13 protein-coding genes, 1 tRNA gene and 2 pseudogenes are annotated in these 20652 nt (G+C 38.0%); 4 read left to right on the top strand and 12 right to left on the bottom strand.

Going from position 1 to position 20652, the window contains the following annotated elements; all coding sequences use genetic code 11:
* Nucleotides 1-26: 26 nt before the first annotated feature.
* The 6 genes and pseudogenes from ACFINU_RS07600 to ACFINU_RS07575 all read right to left on the bottom strand — a co-directional run.
* On the bottom strand, nucleotides 27-545 hold the full coding sequence (locus tag ACFINU_RS07600) for a phage major tail tube protein (protein ID WP_375620334.1): 519 nt from the start codon (nucleotides 543-545) through the stop codon (nucleotides 27-29).
* The gene (locus ACFINU_RS07595; RefSeq protein ID WP_375667502.1) at nucleotides 542-1747 is read right to left on the bottom strand and encodes a phage tail sheath family protein; all 1206 of its coding nucleotides are present in this window, start codon (nucleotides 1745-1747) and stop codon (nucleotides 542-544) included. Before ACFINU_RS07595 ends, ACFINU_RS07600 begins: the two co-directional genes overlap by 4 nt.
* 86 nt (nucleotides 1748-1833) lie before the next feature.
* A complete protein-coding gene (locus ACFINU_RS07590; RefSeq protein ID WP_375607418.1) occupies nucleotides 1834-2043 on the bottom strand; it encodes a 2-hydroxymuconate tautomerase family protein in 210 nt (69 codons plus the stop codon).
* A 1342-nt stretch (nucleotides 2044-3385) separates the two neighbouring features.
* Nucleotides 3386-5254 (bottom strand): FAD/NAD(P)-binding protein, encoded by a 1869-nt coding sequence (locus ACFINU_RS07585; RefSeq protein WP_375618623.1) that lies wholly within the window; start codon nucleotides 5252-5254, stop codon nucleotides 3386-3388.
* Between the two features lie 77 nt (nucleotides 5255-5331).
* The gene (locus ACFINU_RS07580; protein ID WP_375667500.1) at nucleotides 5332-6462 is read right to left on the bottom strand and encodes a YbfB/YjiJ family MFS transporter; all 1131 of its coding nucleotides are present in this window, start codon (nucleotides 6460-6462) and stop codon (nucleotides 5332-5334) included.
* Between the two features lie 327 nt (nucleotides 6463-6789).
* Nucleotides 6790-7037 (bottom strand): annotated as a pseudogene (locus ACFINU_RS07575) (baseplate assembly protein); the annotation flags it as partial.
* 773 nt (nucleotides 7038-7810) lie between these two features.
* Between ACFINU_RS07575 and ACFINU_RS07570 the strand changes: the two are divergent.
* A complete protein-coding gene (locus tag ACFINU_RS07570) occupies nucleotides 7811-8290 on the top strand; it encodes a hypothetical protein (protein WP_375667497.1) in 480 nt (159 codons plus the stop codon).
* A pseudogene (locus ACFINU_RS07565) lies at nucleotides 8287-9180 on the top strand (MFS transporter); the annotation flags it as partial. The gene ACFINU_RS07570 and the pseudogene ACFINU_RS07565, both read left to right, overlap by 4 nt.
* A gap of 456 nt (nucleotides 9181-9636) precedes the next feature.
* On the opposite strand, the gene ACFINU_RS07560 reads toward ACFINU_RS07565, so the two are convergent.
* Nucleotides 9637-9727, bottom strand: a tRNA-Ser gene (locus tag ACFINU_RS07560).
* Between the two features lie 315 nt (nucleotides 9728-10042).
* Between ACFINU_RS07560 and ACFINU_RS07555 the strand changes: the two genes are divergently transcribed.
* Nucleotides 10043-11239: a porin gene (locus tag ACFINU_RS07555; RefSeq protein WP_375618620.1), complete on the top strand. Its 1197-nt coding sequence runs from the start codon at nucleotides 10043-10045 to the stop codon at nucleotides 11237-11239.
* A 1235-nt stretch (nucleotides 11240-12474) separates the two neighbouring features.
* Here ACFINU_RS07555 and ACFINU_RS07550 read toward each other — a convergent pair.
* From ACFINU_RS07550 to ACFINU_RS07530, 5 genes are all read right to left on the bottom strand, one after another.
* On the bottom strand, nucleotides 12475-13281 hold the full coding sequence (locus ACFINU_RS07550; protein WP_375618619.1) for an N-acetylmuramoyl-L-alanine amidase: 807 nt from the start codon (nucleotides 13279-13281) through the stop codon (nucleotides 12475-12477).
* A gap of 858 nt (nucleotides 13282-14139) precedes the next feature.
* A complete protein-coding gene (locus ACFINU_RS07545) occupies nucleotides 14140-16314 on the bottom strand; it encodes an isocitrate/isopropylmalate family dehydrogenase (protein WP_375618618.1) in 2175 nt (724 codons plus the stop codon).
* Nucleotides 16311-17042, bottom strand: coding sequence for an alpha/beta fold hydrolase (locus ACFINU_RS07540; protein WP_375618617.1), 732 nt, complete (start codon nucleotides 17040-17042; stop codon nucleotides 16311-16313). The genes ACFINU_RS07545 and ACFINU_RS07540 overlap by 4 nt, the downstream gene beginning before the upstream one ends.
* 267 nt (nucleotides 17043-17309) lie before the next feature.
* Complete coding sequence (locus ACFINU_RS07535; protein ID WP_375618616.1) at nucleotides 17310-18506, bottom strand: multidrug effflux MFS transporter; 1197 nt, start codon at nucleotides 18504-18506, stop codon at nucleotides 17310-17312.
* Between the two features lie 374 nt (nucleotides 18507-18880).
* A complete protein-coding gene (locus ACFINU_RS07530) occupies nucleotides 18881-19012 on the bottom strand; it encodes a hypothetical protein (protein WP_375667495.1) in 132 nt (43 codons plus the stop codon).
* A 307-nt stretch (nucleotides 19013-19319) separates the two neighbouring features.
* Here ACFINU_RS07530 and ACFINU_RS07525 point away from each other — a divergent pair, with 307 nt between their 5' ends.
* Nucleotides 19320-19424, top strand: a complete 105-nt coding sequence (locus tag ACFINU_RS07525; RefSeq protein WP_375618615.1) for a phage tail assembly protein — start codon at nucleotides 19320-19322, stop codon at nucleotides 19422-19424.
* Nucleotides 19425-20652 lie beyond the last annotated feature (1228 nt).

Raw genomic sequence — 20652 nt, 5'->3', positions numbered from 1 at the left:
TTGAGAACCCTATCAATAATGAGAGCTTATAAGTTGAGAATAGAGCGGCGGCGAGAACCGATCTCTTGCCCATTGCGGACAAGCCAGCCGCCCCGTTTAAAGGAAAAGCGGTGCAAAACAGAACCATCCCAAAATTCCGTATAGTCCCAAATATTTTTGATCTCGCAATCATAGCCTGTGGCTTTTCCAGCCGTTAAGCCTTCGCTATCCACTTTGACCAAGCGCCCTGTAACATCAATAGAATGCTCATGCTCACGCCCATCTTCTTCAGAGATGACATGTTTTTTGCCAGTGAATTTATGACGAAGACCAGGAGGACCACCAAAGATGCCGATAATTTCGGGGGTGTGACTGCGGATTTTCATTTGTAAACTCAAAGCTTTCACACCAAGACCGCTCACATCAATCTGCATATCAGAGCCCCCTGGTTGATAGGTTTCTGTGATTTCTTCCAACGTAGGTAATTTGAGGGTTTCAAGATCAAGATGGAGATTCACATCATCATCAACAATCAGGGTAAAACCGCGAACAATTCTTAAAGTCATATGTCGCTCCTTGCTGCTTTGCGATAACCCTCTAGCGTATCGCCAAAGGCATAAATCATTTTATTTTGGATATCTTCAGCAAGCCGATTAAAGTAAGCTCCATTGCGCCGGCTGCCAAAGCTTAAATCTTCTAGAGGCGGCACTTCTTCTGCATCAAATTCCACCCGCAATTTCCCCAGTTGTAAATTGCTGTTGGAATTTAAATCACGGTCAAACCAAACCCGCCCACCAAGCAGTGCACCGCGTGCAATCATATCATCAAGAAAGCTGGTCAAAGAGCGGGTAATGGCAATAACATGTTGACCAGTCAGGTTTTCATCATTGGCCCAAGGGCGCAAATTATTGATGATGGTTTTTTCCAGTGCCGCACGAGTGCGCACCACATTGACAAAACGCCAAAGCGGATCACTGGAGGTGGTATGGTTGCCCCATAAAATGCGCCCATTGGAAGCTACTTCTCCCTGCCCATTTTGACTAAGGCGCGCGGGAATAAAGGTCGCAATATCGGCTTTATTGAGACGATTTGCCTCATGATCAATTTCCCCATCAAAGTAGCTAATGGGGCGTGCTGTCCCTAAAATGCCATGCACATCTTGGTTGGAAGGAGACCAAAAAACACCGCCTCTTTGCTTGTCTCGTTTGATAAACATGGCTGCTGCAAAAGGACTTGCGGGTTTTATACTCACACCTCCATCACCATTTGCCACCCGTACAAAGGGATCAATCAAATAACAAAAGCGTGAGGAAAAATCTGCACGATAGGCAAGACTTTCTTCCGTGTTTTTACCCCCCGTATCAAAAACCGCAATCGCTTGTAGCTTTTCTGCAACCTGTTCTAAAGCGTCTGCCACAGGGTTTTTGCCATTGTCAATCCGCCCTGCACTATAAGCCGGTGCTAAGAGAATTCCAGGTTCCACACCCAAATGCCCTCTAGCATGCGCTAAAGCATGCACACCGGTCAGTCGAGCATTTGATCCCACCATTTCGGTTTGTGTCTCAGCAATGGTTGACTTTTCTTCCACACGCACAAGGATAATTTGTGCCTCGATCCCCTGCGCGCACACGGCGTTAATCACGTCAAGAGCTGTGCCCCTTCGCCCAAGCTTTTGGATTTTCTCACCCTCATGTGTAAAAACTAACACAGGCTCGTTGAGGGGAAAAACTTGGTTATCAGCATCAGGGGCTGTAACAACCGCACCAATAGCGGTCTGATCAAATGTTGCTAAAGGACGTGATTTTTTACATTGATTATCCCTATTGACCTTAAATTATTGTCAAATACACAGAGTTATTCTTTATTTTGAGCTTTTCTTAATTCTGTAATGGGGACACCACCAATACCCCAATTGTCTGTCTCCACTTCATCAATCACGACAACAGTCGTTTTCGGATTTTTATTCAGAATATTAACTAATAATTGAGTTGCCCCTTCTATTAGTTGCCGTTTCTGTTCAGAGGTAACCCCTTCATTAGTAATTTTAATATTTATGTAAGGCATAAGATCTCCATAATTTACAAATATTGAATAAAAAATCAAATAAATGAACGCAAAAAGATTAAATATTAATACATAATAACTATGCATTTTAAAACTCGTATCCACCGGTGAAATACGTAGGCTACTGGAAGCAAAAATAGCATTTATTGATACAGGAGAAAGGAGTTGAGCTGCAATAAAGAAGCAAATCCAAACCAAATAATCCGTAACCCCATAAGCCATCGATGACCCTAGTAAGGGAAATGCCAAACTAAATAGCACCATAGGATGAATTCCTACTACACTGAAAATTGGCAATAAAAAGAGAATACAGGCATAACGCTGCCAAACAGAAAGTGATGCCAATGAGTGACTAAATGTCACCGGCAACAAAGGAATAAGCAAATCACAAGTAGATATTAGCAAACTACAACCTAGCAACAACATAATTTCACTGGATATACTGCGTATCACTGCCACCAAAGGAGTCAAAAAATCAATACTGCGTGAACTCACACGCTCAATGACGTATAGAATGCTTGCCGTCAATGCAATGCTTTTTAGTGCATTCAACTTGATAACTGTCAACGCAACGATAAATATTAGCCAGAAAAATATCAAAAAAATCCAAATTCTTACTCTCTCTCCTTCTTTATTCGCTCTTCTCTCATCGCAAATAATCGGGTTAGCTAGCGGTACAACAGGAGAAAGGCACAACAACAACAGACTGAATAGAAAAAGTGGTATCCCCAAAGCAGCGGATGTGAATATTGGTGTTCTAGGCATAGCAGCGAAAACTGTTGCTGCACCGATGCTGGTCGGCATCAGTACCATCGTGATGCTCATCATTCGCATCACAATAGCGGCCAAATGGCGAGAGGAAAAAACACTTTTTTTCAAGGCATCAATCATTAGGGGGATAACCCCCAAACTCATCGGCCAAGCTAAAAACGCAGTCAGTATCGCAATGGACAGGGTAAGCGAACCCTTTCCATAGCGCATCAACCGTTCAGAGAGAAATTCTGAAATACGCCATGTATTCATCACATGGCGCAACAATCCCATGGCGAGTAATAGCCAAAAGACATCAGTAAAACGCACAAGCACAGTACGAACATCAGGCAAGTGCCAACGCCATATCAGCACTAAAGTACAAGCCAACAGGATGAACACACCACTGCGTGCATTCCCCTTCAACCACCAGTATGGTATCGTCAAAAGCAAATAACCGAAAACAGTCACTCCAGCCAATGGAATAAGAAACCAAGTTCTTATTGAGATCGACATAAGAAAAATGAATAGCATCAGCATCGCCATTATAACGGATACGGAGGACATGCGTATCAGGAAGCTTTTTACATCATCAATGTACATTAATTGTTGAATCTTTGACTGAGTAGCGCTTAAGAAGCTGCTCGTACATGTCAGTGACACAGCGCCCTGCATCCCGCAATGCACGAGAATTAACTAAAGGCCTAGGCAAAATATATGTATAAAAATTGGGCCCCTCTACTGGATTACCGACCACCCATAATGTATTTTGTATTTGCCCTTTAGTGTCTATAGGATGCTGCCGACGGTCAATATCAATACCACCAGGATGATATCCTTGGTTGATAAATGGTCGAATGATGCCCTGACCAGCCAAATTCTGGATAAAAGGGGACTCATCACGCAACGGAGAAAAACTATCAATCTTGGCCTTGATCAGCACATCTCCATCAACTGAACTGTTTTCATCTTGAAAAACAGACTGAATTTCGAAACGGCTGGTACTAGCATTGAGAACAAGTTTAGGTGAAGGACCGCCAGCCAAAGTCACGATACCAGCCTCCATCAGAGCCTTCAACTCTTGGTTTCGCTGCATCGGTGGGCCGACAGAAATACGGTTAAAGTTTGGATTAAAATATTCAATAAAGTACTTGTGAGATGAAGACGTTAACCCGCAAAAATCAATTGCTGAACGTAAGATATCACGGACATCTCGTAGCACATCTGTAGCAGCTTTCACTGGGCCATCAACATTACCTTCAGCGGAAGAATGAAGATCATCCTTCAAATGCTCCATGAAGAATCTTGTATAATCCTTCAAAGAGGCAAATATTTTATTTCGATGAGGATACAGCAACGCTTGAATACACTGCTCGTCTTTGGAAGTAACAACATAGGTTTCAGGGTCTAGCCAGTGCCCCAGCTGCGTACTTCGATAGACATAACACATTTCTTTAAGCAACAGAGGTAAAAGCTGCGTTTCGAAATCCAGCTTCGGAGAACCGTTAGCAATGCTGGATTGCTTACGCAGATGATGTATTACATCGAGAGTAAGGAATGATGGTATGTATTGCCCACTACCACCCTTTTGATTAATCCCGCGACTACTAAAAGGCAATGTTTGACGGGAGAATAGAGCTATCTTCGGTTCTTTGCCGCTTGGCATGTAGCGCAATTGTCCAGCATTTTCAGTAAAAGTCCCACCGCGACCGTAAGTCAATTGCGACAAGACATCATAGCTGGTTAATCCAATTCCCTGCACCAGCACACGAGACTGAGATTGTATAGAATCCAACTTTTCAATTGGATAAGGATTCGAATAATAGTTCAAAAGCGCGTTTTTCATTTGGTGAGCAGCCACAAACTGTTGCAGGCTTTCATCATGCGATGAATATATATTCTTACCGTGACCCGTGGTCATATAAACAAAATCTACACTATAACGACAGCCATCTTCCAAAAGAACATCCGTTTTATTATCTTGGTGGATATGGAGATTAATAACCTTTTGTCGGATCTCCTTAATACGAATACCGGAAGGTAAATCTTGCGTGAGCTCTTGGTAAGCCCAAGACAGGTATTCCCCTAACAAACGACGTGATAAATAATCATTTTCTTTGATTTCTCTCCCAACATCATGCTCTGTACGAGAAAAAACACCGTTAATATTACGATAACCTTGTTGAATAGCCCATTGATAGAAATTCGGCCCTTTACGAATAGGCCCGACACCCTTAACTGTATCATCACCAAATAAAGTAATCTGGCAAGCGACAGTGTTAACCAATAAATGATCTGGCTGATGCACACTATGGGTACCGGTTCCCATCTCATTGGGATCAATCAATAAAATATCAATGTTCCCAGAAAATGGATAATGGGAATAAAGTGTGAGCAAGCGTTCGAGAATACTGATCCCACGAGGACCAACGCCCAAAATAGCGACTGTAGAGTGAAGCATTCTGTAATCTCCCCTATTAGAATAATTTGACTTTCACAAAATGTTTCAAAAAGAATGGAATAAATTCTCTCGACTTTTTAGTGAAGATTGCGGGTTTCTGAAACGCCAACGACCTTTTTACAAAGACAATATTGACAGATTCCAGCAGCAGCAAAAAGCGCTACAGCACCACAGATAACGGAAAGCGCAATGGCATGTGAACCAAACTGTAAAAAACTCGTCAAGAGAGGTCCTAATATTTGGCCAAAACCGTAAGTTAAGGTAGCCAAGCCTAGCAGATTTATGCCATACGGCGCATACAAACGCTTAGCTAACGGCATAACTAGAGAGGTCGTCCCCATAAAAGTAAATCCAAACCCTATACAACTGAGAACGATCAGTACAAGAGACTGGCTGAATAATGTCAGTAATACGCATCCTCCTTGGATAAGCAAATTGAGCATCAAACAACGTAATACCCCCCACCGATGGGCTCCCCATAACCAAATGAAACAACTAGGAACAATGGCTATTCCGACAAACGACCATAAGTGGTTAGCGAGTAGTGGGAAATTAAATGTTTTCGCCATCAGAGGAAGATATGTCGCGACAATAATATAACCAAACCCAGCAAGCCCATAAATCAGAGCGAGTTCCCACCAAACGATATTTTCGTGTGCCAATGACTCATTAATAGCAAATTGAGACGCATCAACACGACGTGGAAATAAAATAAACAACAAGAGCAACAATACAACAGATATAAAACCAGCTCCAAACCAAATATTTTTCGCGTTCAGCGATTTACTCAAACCAATAATAACATACTCATTACCCAGCAGAATACCAACTCCCACACCTGCATAGAGCGAAGCAATAACCCACAACTTGTGACTATGCTGCATAACCATCATAGAACCAAAAATCATCATTGCCGCACTCGCGATACCGGCAGCAAAGCGGATAAAGAAGACCAAGTAAAAGTTTGTTGTTAATACCATGGCAAAAATAAGTGCACTCGTCACTATAGCTGCACCAGATAACATGTAGGGAGCACGAGATATATACCCAAATCTGCAAAACGAAAAAAACATACTCCCAACTAAATAACCGCCATAATTAGCGCTAGCTATATAAGAAAGTTGCTTAAAGGTAAACAATCCTTCATCCAACATAACTGGAAATACCGGCGTATAGAAAAATCGCCCAATCCCCATCCCCAAAATCATAATAATCATACCGAATACAGCGATTTTGAAATAACTCAAATCTTGACGATTATTTTTCCCCCCCATTACTCTTAATCCCTTAACTAATAATTCGCTCATCCGCATTCTATCTCATTGAGAGTAACACTTATCTCAGAGAATAAAAGCCAATCTAGCCATTTGTTTAGGTAGCCAGAGCAACATATTTAACGATTATTGTCAACATTACTGGATCAGTTATATGCATTTCATCGTTTTACGCCCTGCTCCATGTATGATCTTCTCCCTACAAAGCTTCTTTTTCAGAAAAATAATGGCTGAAATTAAGCAGCAATAACAACGAGAAAATCAATAAGCACGCCCCCGTTCAGACAAGACAATATCCCCTAAAGCTCTGCTTCATCAGGTGCGACTAAAATATCCTTACAAGGTTGCGTTATGTTCACATGGTGAACACCTTCAACCATCAGGTGGCTTAGTATCCAACTTAAAGACAAATCACGCCCAAGCTTTTGCGCACGCGCCCATTCTTCTCTTAAACTCTGCTCTGCTCTTTCCAAAACAAAGGAACCTTCATCCGGTAACAACCAAAAATCAATAGTATTGAAGGGTATAAAGGCTACTTTTAATATAGCTTTGTTTTTTATCAGCAGCAGTAAAAAAGTTTGTGTTTTTATAAAAATTGAAATTTATTCATTTTTTATCGTATATTTTATGTTATCTTCCTTAAATTAATTAAAAGATCATAGAATATTAAACTGATAGGATGCATTTTTCTCAAGCGGCATTTTTAGAGAAATGTTAATTTAATCAGTGAAGACAAGCAATGAGCAAAGTTATAATTTGAAAAGAAAGTATATAATGTTTATGACCAATGATCTAAATTAGAGACATGAATTGGGGGAGTTTGATCTTTCTTACAGCACAGTAGATCAAAAAAACAGTAGATGAAGTTTAAAATTCACCATCATCCATCATAAGATGAAAGCTTTCATCCCAAGTTTGATTTTTTTAAACTATTTTCTTGTTCTTTCTGTAATATCTAAAGAATATCTTCAAGCACTCATAAGCACTCTTTTAGGTTATCATTTCCATGATCAAAGTAATGGTTATCGAGCTTCCATTCAGGATACTGTTTTGTAAAAGGAAATCATCATTTCAGGATATGGAGGGATTTATGTATTTAGTCACAATGTATCATGCCCCCTTCCTCTTATATCAGAAATTTAATTCTTAATCATAATGACGTGATCAAAACGCACCTTGCGAGACAATCTTTTTAATAAATAAAGTAAAGATGAATTCTGAAAAAAAATTTTAGACGTAAAGTGATACGGAGAAACAGTCAGAAAGAATGGGGAGATTACAAATGTTGATGACTATAAAAAAAGATATCAAAAAATTACCAAAAACCGATTTATGGATCATTTGTGCTATTTCAGCTGATCAGCAAAGAGAATGGATCAGTAAATGGTGTATAAACAATAAACATACTTCTATAAGTCCTAATTATGTCAATGATCTTGCCGTCCTAGGGTCATTTTACAGATCTAGACAAAATGATTACTACGGAAGCAACAGCCCCACAAGCAACTCCCCTCAAAAAATAACAATCTCATTTATGAGGCTTATGTTGCTTCTCATAATCACTTTACAATTGCATCATTTGCTCTCATTAATACGCTTTGAAGTCCCATATGGACTAAGGGACCTTTTAAATTTTGGGATGGTTATGGAAGCCTTCTTTCCACTAATCCCTGAATGGGGATATGAAACCGCTCCCTTTTCACAGAAAAATATTCTTTTCAATGAAAATTCTTATTGTACAATCTATGGAACAACACAATGAACAGAGCACGCATCCTTGCTCTCACCTATGGATCCTATAATGCTGTCCGCATGCTCATTGGTGTTTACCATGCTATTTTTTTAATGTCCATGGGAGTGAGTCTGGCGCAATTAGCTCTGCTTCAGGTTGTCTTTTCCACCACCATCCTGCTGCTTGATTTTCCCTGCGCTGTTTTATCTGACAGATATCGGCGTAAATATTCCGTTATGGCTGGGGTCTTTATGACAGGAGTATTTTATCTTCTATGCCTTCAAGCTCCTAATATGACAGCACTTATTATTGCGCAAATTCTCTATGCAGCGGGCATTTGCATCATTGTCAGCGCCATTGACGGATGGATTTACCATTCTCTAGGCGATAAACAGGATCACTTTTCGCATTATGCTCATCTCTACCACCAGGTTAACTCTTTCGGAAGTATTCTCAGTGGGATTATAGGAATTGGAACGATCTATTACTCTGGACGATATTTTATGGGATATATCATCTCATGCCTCATGATGGGATTTATTTTTTTGATATTCCTTATTGTTCCTGAAGAAAAGAAAACGACAATTGAAACGTCCAAAACAAAAACAATCTTACAAAATGCCAAGGAAACGCTTTGGGTATTTCAAAATACAGTAGGAGGAGCATGGTTTATTTTCCTCATGTGCCTTTTTAGCGCTGGTATTCAGATTATTTATCATTTCTGGCAACCGATAATACTTTCAGGGGGAAAAATTCATCACCTCAACGGTTCGCAAATGCTCATCTTGATGTGCTGCCATATTGGAGCCTTTTCAGCACAATATTTTTCAAATTTACTGATGTCTAAGTATCATGTTCTTGATAAAAAATATAAGAATTCTATAAAATATTTTTCCTTCTTTTCTGCACTAATGATAATATACCAAACGCGAATATTGTAAGATTTTTTCTTTTCAAATCTGCTTTATGGTTGAAACAATCAAAATCATTTGCTTGCACATCATAAGCAAAAGAAAGCCGTATAAATAAAAACGATTTAGAAAGGAAAAATGCCTTTTATGAACTCTCATAGTCAAAATCTATAACAACAGGAAGGCAGATATATAATATGCCTCTTTGCATCTTCATAAGTATACAAATGGTGTAGCTTTATAAGGCTTTATATGTCTCACAGAAACTTTTATGTTTTATACCATTTACGAGGCAGCATCGCAAAATGGGCTTATACACATTGCAAAGATATCTCTTTAAAACAAGTGCATAAATCGGCAACACAAGTATATTTGTGTTTAGAACATGCTTTTTATATGAGAGGCATAATCCCAACGGGATAAACAGAATTCCGATACACAGTCAACTGCTTTTATAACAATAGATGGCGGAGAGGAAGAGATTCGAACTCTCGAGAGCCTTTTGAGCCCTACTCCCTTAGCAGGGGAGCGCCTTCGACCACTCGGCCACCTCTCCAACAGAGAGGCATAAATGGTATCAACAGAAAGTTCAAGACATTTTCGATTTTTTTCCCAAATATCTGAAAATTTTTCTCCTATTGATCCCATAGGGAGCAAAAGTTAATAAAACAAAAATTGTGTCTTTTTTACCACAGCATCTCGAATAGTACATGTATATATTACAAAAAGGTAATTTCATATTTGAAACTCTAAAAAGATTAGTTATAGCTAAAATAACAAGTGCTGCGTATTTTACTTATGTCTTTGTCCTTAATGCGTTAGGCAAATGATACTCTTTAGAAGAAATTTAACCGGACCTCGGAGATCCCATATGAATATTAAATCCCTCTTTTTAAGCTCTACAGCAGCTTTTTTAGCAATTTCTGGAGCACATGCTGCTTCAACAGTTATCGCCGAACCCGAACCTGTAGAATATATTCGCGTTTGTGATGCCTATGGAAAAGGATATTTTTATATCCCTGGAACAGAAACCTGCATGCGTTTATCAGGAAATGTTCGTACTGATTTTATAGGAGGTGATAATATCGATGCAACAACCGAAACTGAACTAAGAGACAAAAGAAAAACCTATGGCGCATCATCACGGCTCACCCTTGTTTTTCAAGCAGCTTCTGAAACAGAAATGGGAACACTCCGTTCATATGCAAGAATTTATTCAAGCTGGGGTGATGGTAATGATAAAGCTGGTGCAAGGCTTGCAGCAGCTTACATTGAATTGGGGGGTTTTCGCGTAGGTCTTGATGATACAATTTTCAACAGTTGGACTGGTGGTTATGGAAATGTTCTCAATGATGACAGCATAGCACCTGCCGGCACAACACGCACTAATTTTATTTCCTACACCTTTAATGGTGACTCGGGCTTTTCTGCTATTATCGGCGCTGAATTAGGCAATAATGCAGATGCTCTTCCAGGAACAGCAGGATACTACATTGATAAAGATGATAAGCTTGTTTCTGTCACGAATGATACTCTTCCAAGTAAAGCCATTAAAAATTACACCCCGAATGTGGTTTTGGGTATAAAGTTTATGCAAAAATGGGGTGGTTTTTCAGCGGTTGCAGCATATGATACTTACTACAAAAAGTGGGCTGGAAAAGTACGTGCAGATTTCAATGTTAACGATCGTTTCAATCTATGGGTAATGGCTGGCTATAAAAATGGTCTTGATTACTACACAGTAAATACAAAAAATGAATTATCACGACAAAGCACAACGATTTATGCAAACTGGGGTGGTAAATGGGCTGCTTGGGCGGGTGCCACTTACAAGCTTACTCCAAAAGCAAATTTGAATGCTCAAGTTTCTTATAGTGCTGTAAAAACCTTTGCAACTTCTGTAAATATTACATACACGCTGGTTCCAGGATTTGTGATTACACCTGAATTAACCTATGTTTCTTGGAACGATGATCGCGTTGTGACGGATAAAAATAATGATGAAAAACATTTATTCAATAAGAAAAGTGCTTTTCAAGGTATGATCCGTTTACAGCGTTCATTCTAATACTATTTAAGCTACAGCTTTTAAAAACTGGCAACATGGTTTGCCAGTTTTTATTTTTGAAATCAAATATCATGAATATCTTTTCCTGATACGTATTGTCTTGTCTCTCGGAAAAAACCGACTTAGTTTCATAAAACTACTCTTAAGATTAACCTGATATGCTTGATAAGAGCACTTCACACGGGCTTTTACACATCACTTCAAACACAATCTCTTCCTTGCCCTTTAAAGCATGAATAACCCCCATTGCTTTATGCCTAAATTGATTTTTCTTGGTAATTTATACCTAACCTTTGCAATTTAGGTCATGATCTTCTCAAATAAATTCTATACTGAACAGATAAAATACTGAAAAAATAAGACATCATTGTGTTTTTGATATGCATGAATGTATCTTCTATCAACACTCTAAAACACAACGTTTTATAACACTGCTTCATTAAAAAACTTAATCATTAAGAAACATGCTGTCAAAACGATGCAAACATCCCCTAAAGCAATAAAAGAGAAAAGAGATATATCTTCAAAAAAATGAATTGACCTCTTCCCCTTCTTAAGAATAGCCCCCTATCAGTAGCAATCTGTAAATGCCCCTATTTTCTTGAATCTGCATCACTTTGATTTATAATTTTGCATGTTTCAATCAACCAAAACCTTTCACTTGTACACGACAAGCGGAGAGAGCCGTGTGAATAAAAACGAGTACAGAAAACCCTTTTATGTATCGTTTTAAGTTCCAAGGGCTGTAGTAACATTGAGATCTGACAAAGAAGTGTACGATAATGCTAGGCACTTTTATTAAGAATAAAAATGAGGATACACTTCATAGAGGATTTTAGATTATATTCTCTATGAACGTCGCTGTAAAATATATGTTGTGATACACACTAAAAAACATTTCTTTAAAACAAGCATGGAAATATACAATACAAGTCCATTTTATTTGAAGCGTTTTATCCTGCGTAAGGAACATGTCATCATATACGCAACACCTTGGCTTTATGCGTTTTTAAAGGAAGCGAAATATAAGACAAAAAAACAGTAAAATTTAATCTCTGCAAATCATAGAGCTTTCAGAGTTATGTTTCCATAAAACGCCTTATACCGTACATGGTTTTTTTTACACGATTAATGCCCTTTTTACATAAAGCCAATTGGCAAAAAGCAACCTTTCCTGATAATAAAAAGGCTTACACGTAATCATAAGCCATATTTTCAATTAAAACGCATTGAATTCACGGAAAATACTTATCAACCAATGCATAAAGAATTGCTGCTGTTTCAACATCTAGAATCCCATCATAATTTTCTTGACGAAAATGAAGTTGAAATGCTCGAATCAAATCTTTGTATCCTGTTTGGGTGCACGCAGCAGAAATGTCATATCCATAACATTTTAGCTTCGCCAAAACATCTTCTTTGGGTGGCAAATTCTTAGAGAATTGCTCTTGATAATGACTTTTTAGTTCATCATCATACCATGCTCCTATACCTGCGCTATAAAGTTCTTTCCATGGAAAAGCTGCTCCTGGATCACTTTTTCTTCCAATGGCAATATCACTATGTCCCACAACATCTGTTGGCATAATATCGGGATACCGTTGAAGAATATTCAAGGCAAGTTCCTTAACAGCATCAATTTGTATTGGATTATAAGGAGGAAACATACCCCTCTCATCATGATAAGTCGTAAAATCAACTGCCTCTTCTGAAGACTCAGAATAACCAGTCGCTAAATTAACGATTTCAATCCCGATAGATACATCATTGAGCTGACTATGCCCAGCCCATGAACTCACACCCGCATGCCATGCACGCTCATTTTCATCAACCAGATTAAAAATACGCATATCCTTAAAGCCTGCCTCACGATATGTCTGCTCTGAAGGATCAGGAACAAGATAGTGTGCACTAACCTTTTCTCCTGTAAGTGCCATAATCGAGGCTTTAAAATCAAGAGCTGTATAATGCATAACGAGAAAACGAACGCGACGATTAAAACTCTTGACAGAACGATAACTATTGTAATCAATCCGATACATAAAAGCCCTTTCTTTTTTGCTTAAAAAGACCACTGCACATCACAACAGATAGGATAATAACTGTTAAAATCCGCTGAACTTCCTATTTAGATACTAAGAATTACGACTGAAGTTTGTTCATCAAAAACATTGACACTCTTATCAACAATTAAGACACATTTTTATTTCTCCCACACACGCGTAAAATGTTTTTAACCACATTCACAAATACACCACATTAAATATTTTTCCCAAAAAAATTCCTACAAATGACCAATCAAAAAGAAAACAAAAGCGTAAAATGATCACTCCTCAAATCTTCACATCTTACAGAAAAAATAGTTCTTCCTGTTATCAAATTGAAAAATATTGCCCCTCGGAAGTGACCCCCCAACGGTCATGCTTACACAAAAACTTAAAGGAAAAATTTTATGAGGCCTTTACAGCAATTTATTATCCGATAACTGAACAGAAAATATTCACACGCAATACTTCATTGGCATATTTTTCAATAAAATTTGCAAAGATTTTCTCTAAAAGACACTGCCTTCTTATCTTTTCACAGCATTGCTTTCTGATTGACAAAAGAAGCTCCATTATTGACAATACTTCAACCCTACAAGTCTCTGGGCTCCTTTTATATGCTGTTAATAAGAGACAATACATTGATTTATAATCATAATTAATCATTATAAATATTGAATGTAAAGAGCCTAATATAGTAAAGTTTTTCTTAATCTTGAATCAATCAAAGTCATTTAATTACACATCAAAAGAAAAAACAGCCTATAGACAAAAAACCCTGAAGAAAAAGATCAAAATACTTCTTATAATAGAATGTTCAATAATTTAGGCAATATTTTACATCCCCATAGAGGTTCATTTTTTCTTCTCCATTTTCAAATATCTTTTTAAAACCAACCAAGCGGCATATTCTTGTAAGACAACACCTAAAAGTGGTCGTGTATAGGGAAAAGTTACACGATCATCACCATAACCTTTCATCCGTATAGTTATGTTAGCATGTCCAAGACTTTCTGCTTGATTTTCTAACGTCTCCAAAGAAGGCTCTAGGCTCACTTCAACCTCAAGCAGTGGAATATCTTGTTTACCTTTTTCTATGGGCTGAAAATATTTTAAAAGCAGCGGATCATTGCCCAACCAACGCACCTCTGCATGCATCGCTAATTGTTTAGAAGCAGTAGTAACTTCTGCACCAACCAAATATGGACGAAAATGATTTTCAAATTCTTCCACGAAATGTTGTTCCAAGGGTGCTTCTGATTGAGCAACCAGTTGCACCAAAACATAGGGGCTTTTCCATAAAAAATGCCGCTCAAAGGGTTCATTTTCAAGATGATCATCAACCCACTGCGCAATGGTACTTTCATCAATTCCAATCAAAGTCCATGCATACCCCGCACGCGATACAGAAGAATATCTCTTCTCGTTGTGTTCTAAATAATTCTCTAAAAGCGCAAGAGCCTGTGATGGTGGACCAGGCAAAACAACAAGCGTACTTCCATCGCAAGAGAGATAAAACCCTGGTGCTGTGCCTGTAGGATTATCAAGCACGGTTGCTGTCTCAGGAAACAATGCTTGACGTGCATTACTCTTATCCGCCGTAATCCCTAATCGTTGTAATTGACCTTTTATTGTTTGCCAAACATCTTCATGATGCACCAAAGGCCGCTTTACAGCATAAGAAACGGCATCACGTGTTTTATCATCTGATGTTGGTCCCAATCCCCCACTGATAATGATAAGATCTTCTTGTCCAAGACAAGAAACAACAGTTTCACTGATTTGCTGTAATTGATCAGCACAAACAAAATGACGTGTGACTTGAATATTTCTCTTGTTCAAGCTTTGGCTTAAATCTTGTAAGTTCGTATTCAAATATTGTCCTGAAAGGAGTTCATCACCAATGGTAATAATGACAGCACGATGAACAGAAACAGAATTCTCAAGAGAATTGAGAACAGTTTCAGTCATTTGACGGGTAGAGGCTATACCTCCAAGATCATAAGTAACAGTTTTTTCAGCACGAATAACCTGATCAACACTGTGAGACAATTGTTTTGCTTCCTCCTGAAATCCTAAATGCTCTAAGAGCAAAGCCGTGGTATAAAGCATCGCAGAAGGATTGGCTTTATTTTGTCCAGCAATACGTGGTACGCTTCCATGAACAGGTTCAAAACAAGCAATCTCGCTCCCCACATTCACATGAGATGCAAGCTCTCCCCCTCCCATTATACCAGAGCCAAGAGTAGAGAGAATATTGCCAAACATATTTTCAGCAACAATCACACCAAACTGCTCTGGCTTGGTTGCAATCCACAAAGCAACCGCATCAACATTATGAATATCTGATTCAATTTCCGGATAGTTTTGCGCAATTTTCTCAAAAATTTCCTGAGCAAACTGACCACTTTCTCGCAGAACATTGGGCTTATCAGCAAAAGTAACTCGCCTAAAGCTATATTTCCTTGCATACGAAAAAGCATATTCAAATAACCGTTCTAAACCAAAGCGTGTCTGCAAACGAACTGTCCACGCAGCTTCCTCAAGCCCATATTTTGTCAAATTTGGATGTTTTAGCCAAACGGCTGTTTCAGGAGAAATACCCCGAAAATCCAATCCAGCATAAAGGCCTTCACTATTTTCTCTGATAACACAAAAATGAAAAGGACGTTGGGGACCAAAGATGTATCTTACAGGACATATATTCGCAAACAAACCTAACTTTTGGCGAAGTTGAAGTGCGGGAGAAACATAGCCAAGGTTTTTCTCTTTTAAATGCGGAGCAAGTTCTTTTAAAGCCGCTTCTTTTCCTTTACTGGTCACAGCACCAAGTAAAATAGCATCACTCTGAGTAATTTTTTGCCAAGTCGCTTGAGGAATAGGATCTCCTTCCTGTTGCCAACATTCAAAACCAATATCACCATAAGTCAATTCAATCGGCAATTGGAATTGCTCTAAGACCATCAGCGCAGTATCACAAACCTCTGGTCCTATCCCATCACCAGGTAATACAAGAACTTTCTTTTTCATAGTCCCTCCATCCACTCATCAATGACTGCATCCGTCATAGTAGGATTATCCTCCCACAAACGCGTACCAGCACCAGAGATAATCTTATATTCATGGTTAAGATTATGACTTTTCGTCTGATTATCGACCGTTGCAAGTTGCGACTTTTCTCCCACTAAAGCTAAAAACTTCCCCTTATATTTAACTATTTCATCTCTAGCATCCATTTCTAATAAGAGTTTAAAGCCTCTTGTCATGCGTTCAATTGCCACGCTTTTTTGTTCATCAGGAATCTCCAATAAGGCTCTTTTTTTCATAATGCCAGAAGGATGCATAAAACCATTGAGTATTTCCAAAGCCCCCGATAAATCATTATTTTCTAAGGAAGCAAGAATATCTCCAAGGCGCCGTTGCAAAACCTTATCTGGATAGCCAGGTGCATTTACAGCAAGCACAGCTTGAATATTTGGAAGCCGTGCTGCCAATATTTGTACCAACATTCCAGCCATAGAAAATCCCACCAGCACCGTAGGCTCTTTAAAAAAGCTTTTAAGTTTTTCTGTCATAAAAGATAAAGTCTCTACAACAGAATGATTGAGAACATGAGAACTCTTAGGAAAAAGAGAGAGTATGTCCAGCAGAGTAATTGGAAATCCTTTTGTTGAGCATAGCTTTATCAATGGAGAACAAAAGACACCATCATCCCAAACTGGCATCACAGGAGAAAGAATAATAATAGGAAGATTCATTGCTCAATTTTTCCCCCTATTTTAAAACATGCATTCGGGCAGAAACTCTTCCCACCCACTATCATGAAAATACAGATATGTTGAAATTCTAAACTCATAAGCTTCCCCCCGTAATCAGCGATTTGTTAAACGCACACTAAGCCTGTGATAAATTTAACCCCACGCAATCAAACAACTTAATAAAAAAATTCATCTAATGTACAGGTGCCCCATTTGTATAAAACATCAAAAGCATTTCCGCATAATGCTTTCTTTTTATCATTTTACTCAGCTTATTTCTGAAATCATAAAAACACGGGCATTTCGAATATAAATGATAAAACCAATGAGGCAACACCCTGCTAACAAAGTTGCCATAGCCCGTGGGCTATGACCAGAGATTTTTCCGATAACCGCTGCACTGAGTGCCGCACTTCCTAATTGCAAAGAGCCCATAACACCAGAAGCCGCTCCCGCAGCTTTCGGATGCGATGAAATAGCCAACGCTGTTCCTAACGGCAATAAAAAACCATTGCCAAAAGTAAGAACAGCAATAGCCATAAAACTTGTCACAAGGGGCCATGGGCTTAGATACATTTGCAAAGCAAACAGCACACCGCCTATCACAAAAATAATGTACCCTCTACCCACAGTTTTTTCCATAGACTCGCGTTCAAAAAACCATCGTGCCAAAAGATTTCCCAAAATATAGGGAAACGAGACACCAATATAGCTATAACTAATGTGTATCGGCGATAACCCCAAAGTCGTGAGTAAAAAAGGCGACTCCACAATATAAGCAAAATAGGCAGCGTAAGAAAAACACGGAATAAGTGCATAAAAAATAAATTGTTTATTTCTGAAAACGCCTAAATATGCCTTCATCAATCCTACAGGAGAAAAATGCTGCCGTTTTTGAGGGGGTAGAGTTTCAGTTAGCACAAAACAACATAGCAAAATGGTCAAAAATATAAAAAAGCTTAAAAAGATAAAAGTTGCCTGCCAATGAAAAGCCTGTATCAAAAGTCCACCAATGAAAGGTGCAAGTGCTGGTGACATTCCAATAAAAGGGAAAACAATCAAATAAAGTTTTCCAGCCGCTTTTTTATCCAACAAATCATTGATAATTGCACGACTTAAGACAAGTCCCGCACAAGCACCAAGACCTTGCAAAAAACGTAACACAAGAAAAGCGTGAATATGAACCGTATAAATCACACCAAGTGTCGTAAATAACCACAAGAATAAGCCCAATAGAAGTGTTTTTTTACGCCCAAAATTATCACTCAGCGGCCCATAAATGAGCTGTCCAAGTGCCAATGCCAACAAAAAAACCGCCACTGCACTTTGAATTTGAGATTGTGTCACTTGATAATATTGACGCATATCACCCAGTGCCGGTAAAAAAATATCGGTAGAAATCAAACCTCCCGTCGATAAACATACGATAAGTATAATGAATGGTAATGTATATTTATGTTTCATCAGGAAAGTCACATTTATTAAATTTAAAAATATTTAAATTTTACGTTTATAGAAAAATAATAATTTATATTTATAAATATAAAGCTATTTTAACTTTATCCACAGCCAATAAAATAAACAATTTTCTTTATTATTTTACTTTATTCGAGAATAATTCATCTTGTTGAGACATAAATCCAGTGTATGATCCGCACGCACACACTCAACACGTAAATAACCACTTAGTTCTTCACTTTATAATTAATTTTAAAGCATAGCAAATCGCAATTTTAAAACTATACGCAAAGAAGCTAAAAGATCAAAGCTCTCCTTCAGAGATATATTTCCCAATCCGAAATAGCGCATCTTGTTGTATTCATGTTGCCCTATCTTCATCAGCTTTTTTCATTGATATCATCAACAAAAACGCTCCCAAACTCTATCCCTCTCCATGACAACAACATCACTCTTCCGACAACATCTTTTATCAGAATTGGTTTACAACGCTCAAAGAAAAAAGAAGCCACAAACTCCCTCTCCTCAAAACTCCCCACACAAATATTATTGTAACAATACAGCATATAACAATGCCTCATGGAGAAGTCTTTATCAACACAAATAATTGAGCAAATAAACTTAATAGCCCACTAATATCATAAAGCAAATTGTGCTTCTATCTCGCTCTAAAATCTAAATTCATCTTGTCCATTTTGTTAGATTTTCATTCTACATAGCCAGCACAAAATTTATTGCCTAAGCTATTGACAAACATGATATAATAAAAATTTGATAAATCATTCTGCATCTAATTTAGAAAGCAAGGAGAAGCTATTAATGAATATAACAGAACTAGCCACGTACCAATTACTTGTACCTATTAAAGTGGAAGGAAAGACATACACAGAAATCACCTTACGCCGCCCGAAATTTAAAGACTGAAAAGCAATACAGAGCAAAGAAAGCGACGAGTAATCAATCGAAAAATCGCATGTCTTTCAGGGTGATCCTATAATGCCATCAGTAAACTTGGTGTTCGTAATTTTTTAAACATTAAAGAGATTTACGGGCCTTTAATAAAAGAATGACTAAAAGAGTTTGATAAAATGCTAAACAAAGTAAATGCACCCATAAAAAGCATAATGGATGAATGTATTTTAATCGACAGTAAACCCGAAAAACGCACAAGTAACCTTTACACAAATACATTTGAAACAGAAGACATGAACAACTGCAAATGCAAAAGTGAAAACCTGTAGCACCTATGAACCGATTACAGTTCATAATCCCTAAGTCATAAAAGGGGAACACATGACCTTTACAAAATGCAGTTTCTTAGTACAAGATGGTCCATCAAACCATATTTATCTCTCAAATCAAAGTGCTCTTACATCGTATAAAAAAACTGCGGGCGAAACTAAAAACAACCTTTGGAGAGAATCTCGAAACTTTTGGACATTGTCTCAAAACTTTTCAACTTTCCTCTCTGGTTTTGGGAGTTTTTACTCAAAGAACTTAGAAAATTTTTCTAGCATTGTTTTGATATAGAGCAATAAGAGAAGGAAAAACAACTTAGAACACTAATGTTTCTTCCTTCTCTTTTATCTCTCATAGCTTTTTGAATTGAATACTTTTGATATTTATTTTGAATAATTGAAGCATTCTTTAATTATAAGTACAATATAAAAAAATAAAATTTTAGAAGACGTGCTGTTTTTACAAAAAAATGAATAATAAAATAAAGACTCCAGAATTTTACTTTTTACCTTCAAACACAATCAATGATGGAAAAGCGTTTACAAAGTTTTCCTCAGGCAGTATCCAGAACATTACTTGAAAGAAAAGCATTAAGAGAGCTTACTTTTAAGCTAAGGGGGAAAGATTAAACTTCACAACGACATTCAATCTTTTAAACATTGCAGTACAGAACGGGACAAGAGAGCCATTCCCCCATAGACCGTTTACCCCCCCATCAACTAAAATTCTCGATAAACTGGTATTATCAGTTCTAGACTGGAGTCATATAAGAAGAATTTTAAGTAATGATCACCGTCTTTTTTTCGATGTTTTCTGTCCTTTTTAGCTGCTCTTTATCCCTTTTGGAACATAATTAGCAAAAAGGCATTGTATCTCCAGCATATTCAAGGAGATAAAACATGGAAACTCGCAT

This window comes from Bartonella sp. AC130YNZD (assembly GCF_042196865.1).
Classification (GTDB): domain Bacteria; phylum Pseudomonadota; class Alphaproteobacteria; order Rhizobiales; family Rhizobiaceae; genus Bartonella.
The sequence above is the reverse complement of the archived record's forward strand: the minus strand, read 5'-3'. Positions and strand labels throughout refer to the sequence as shown.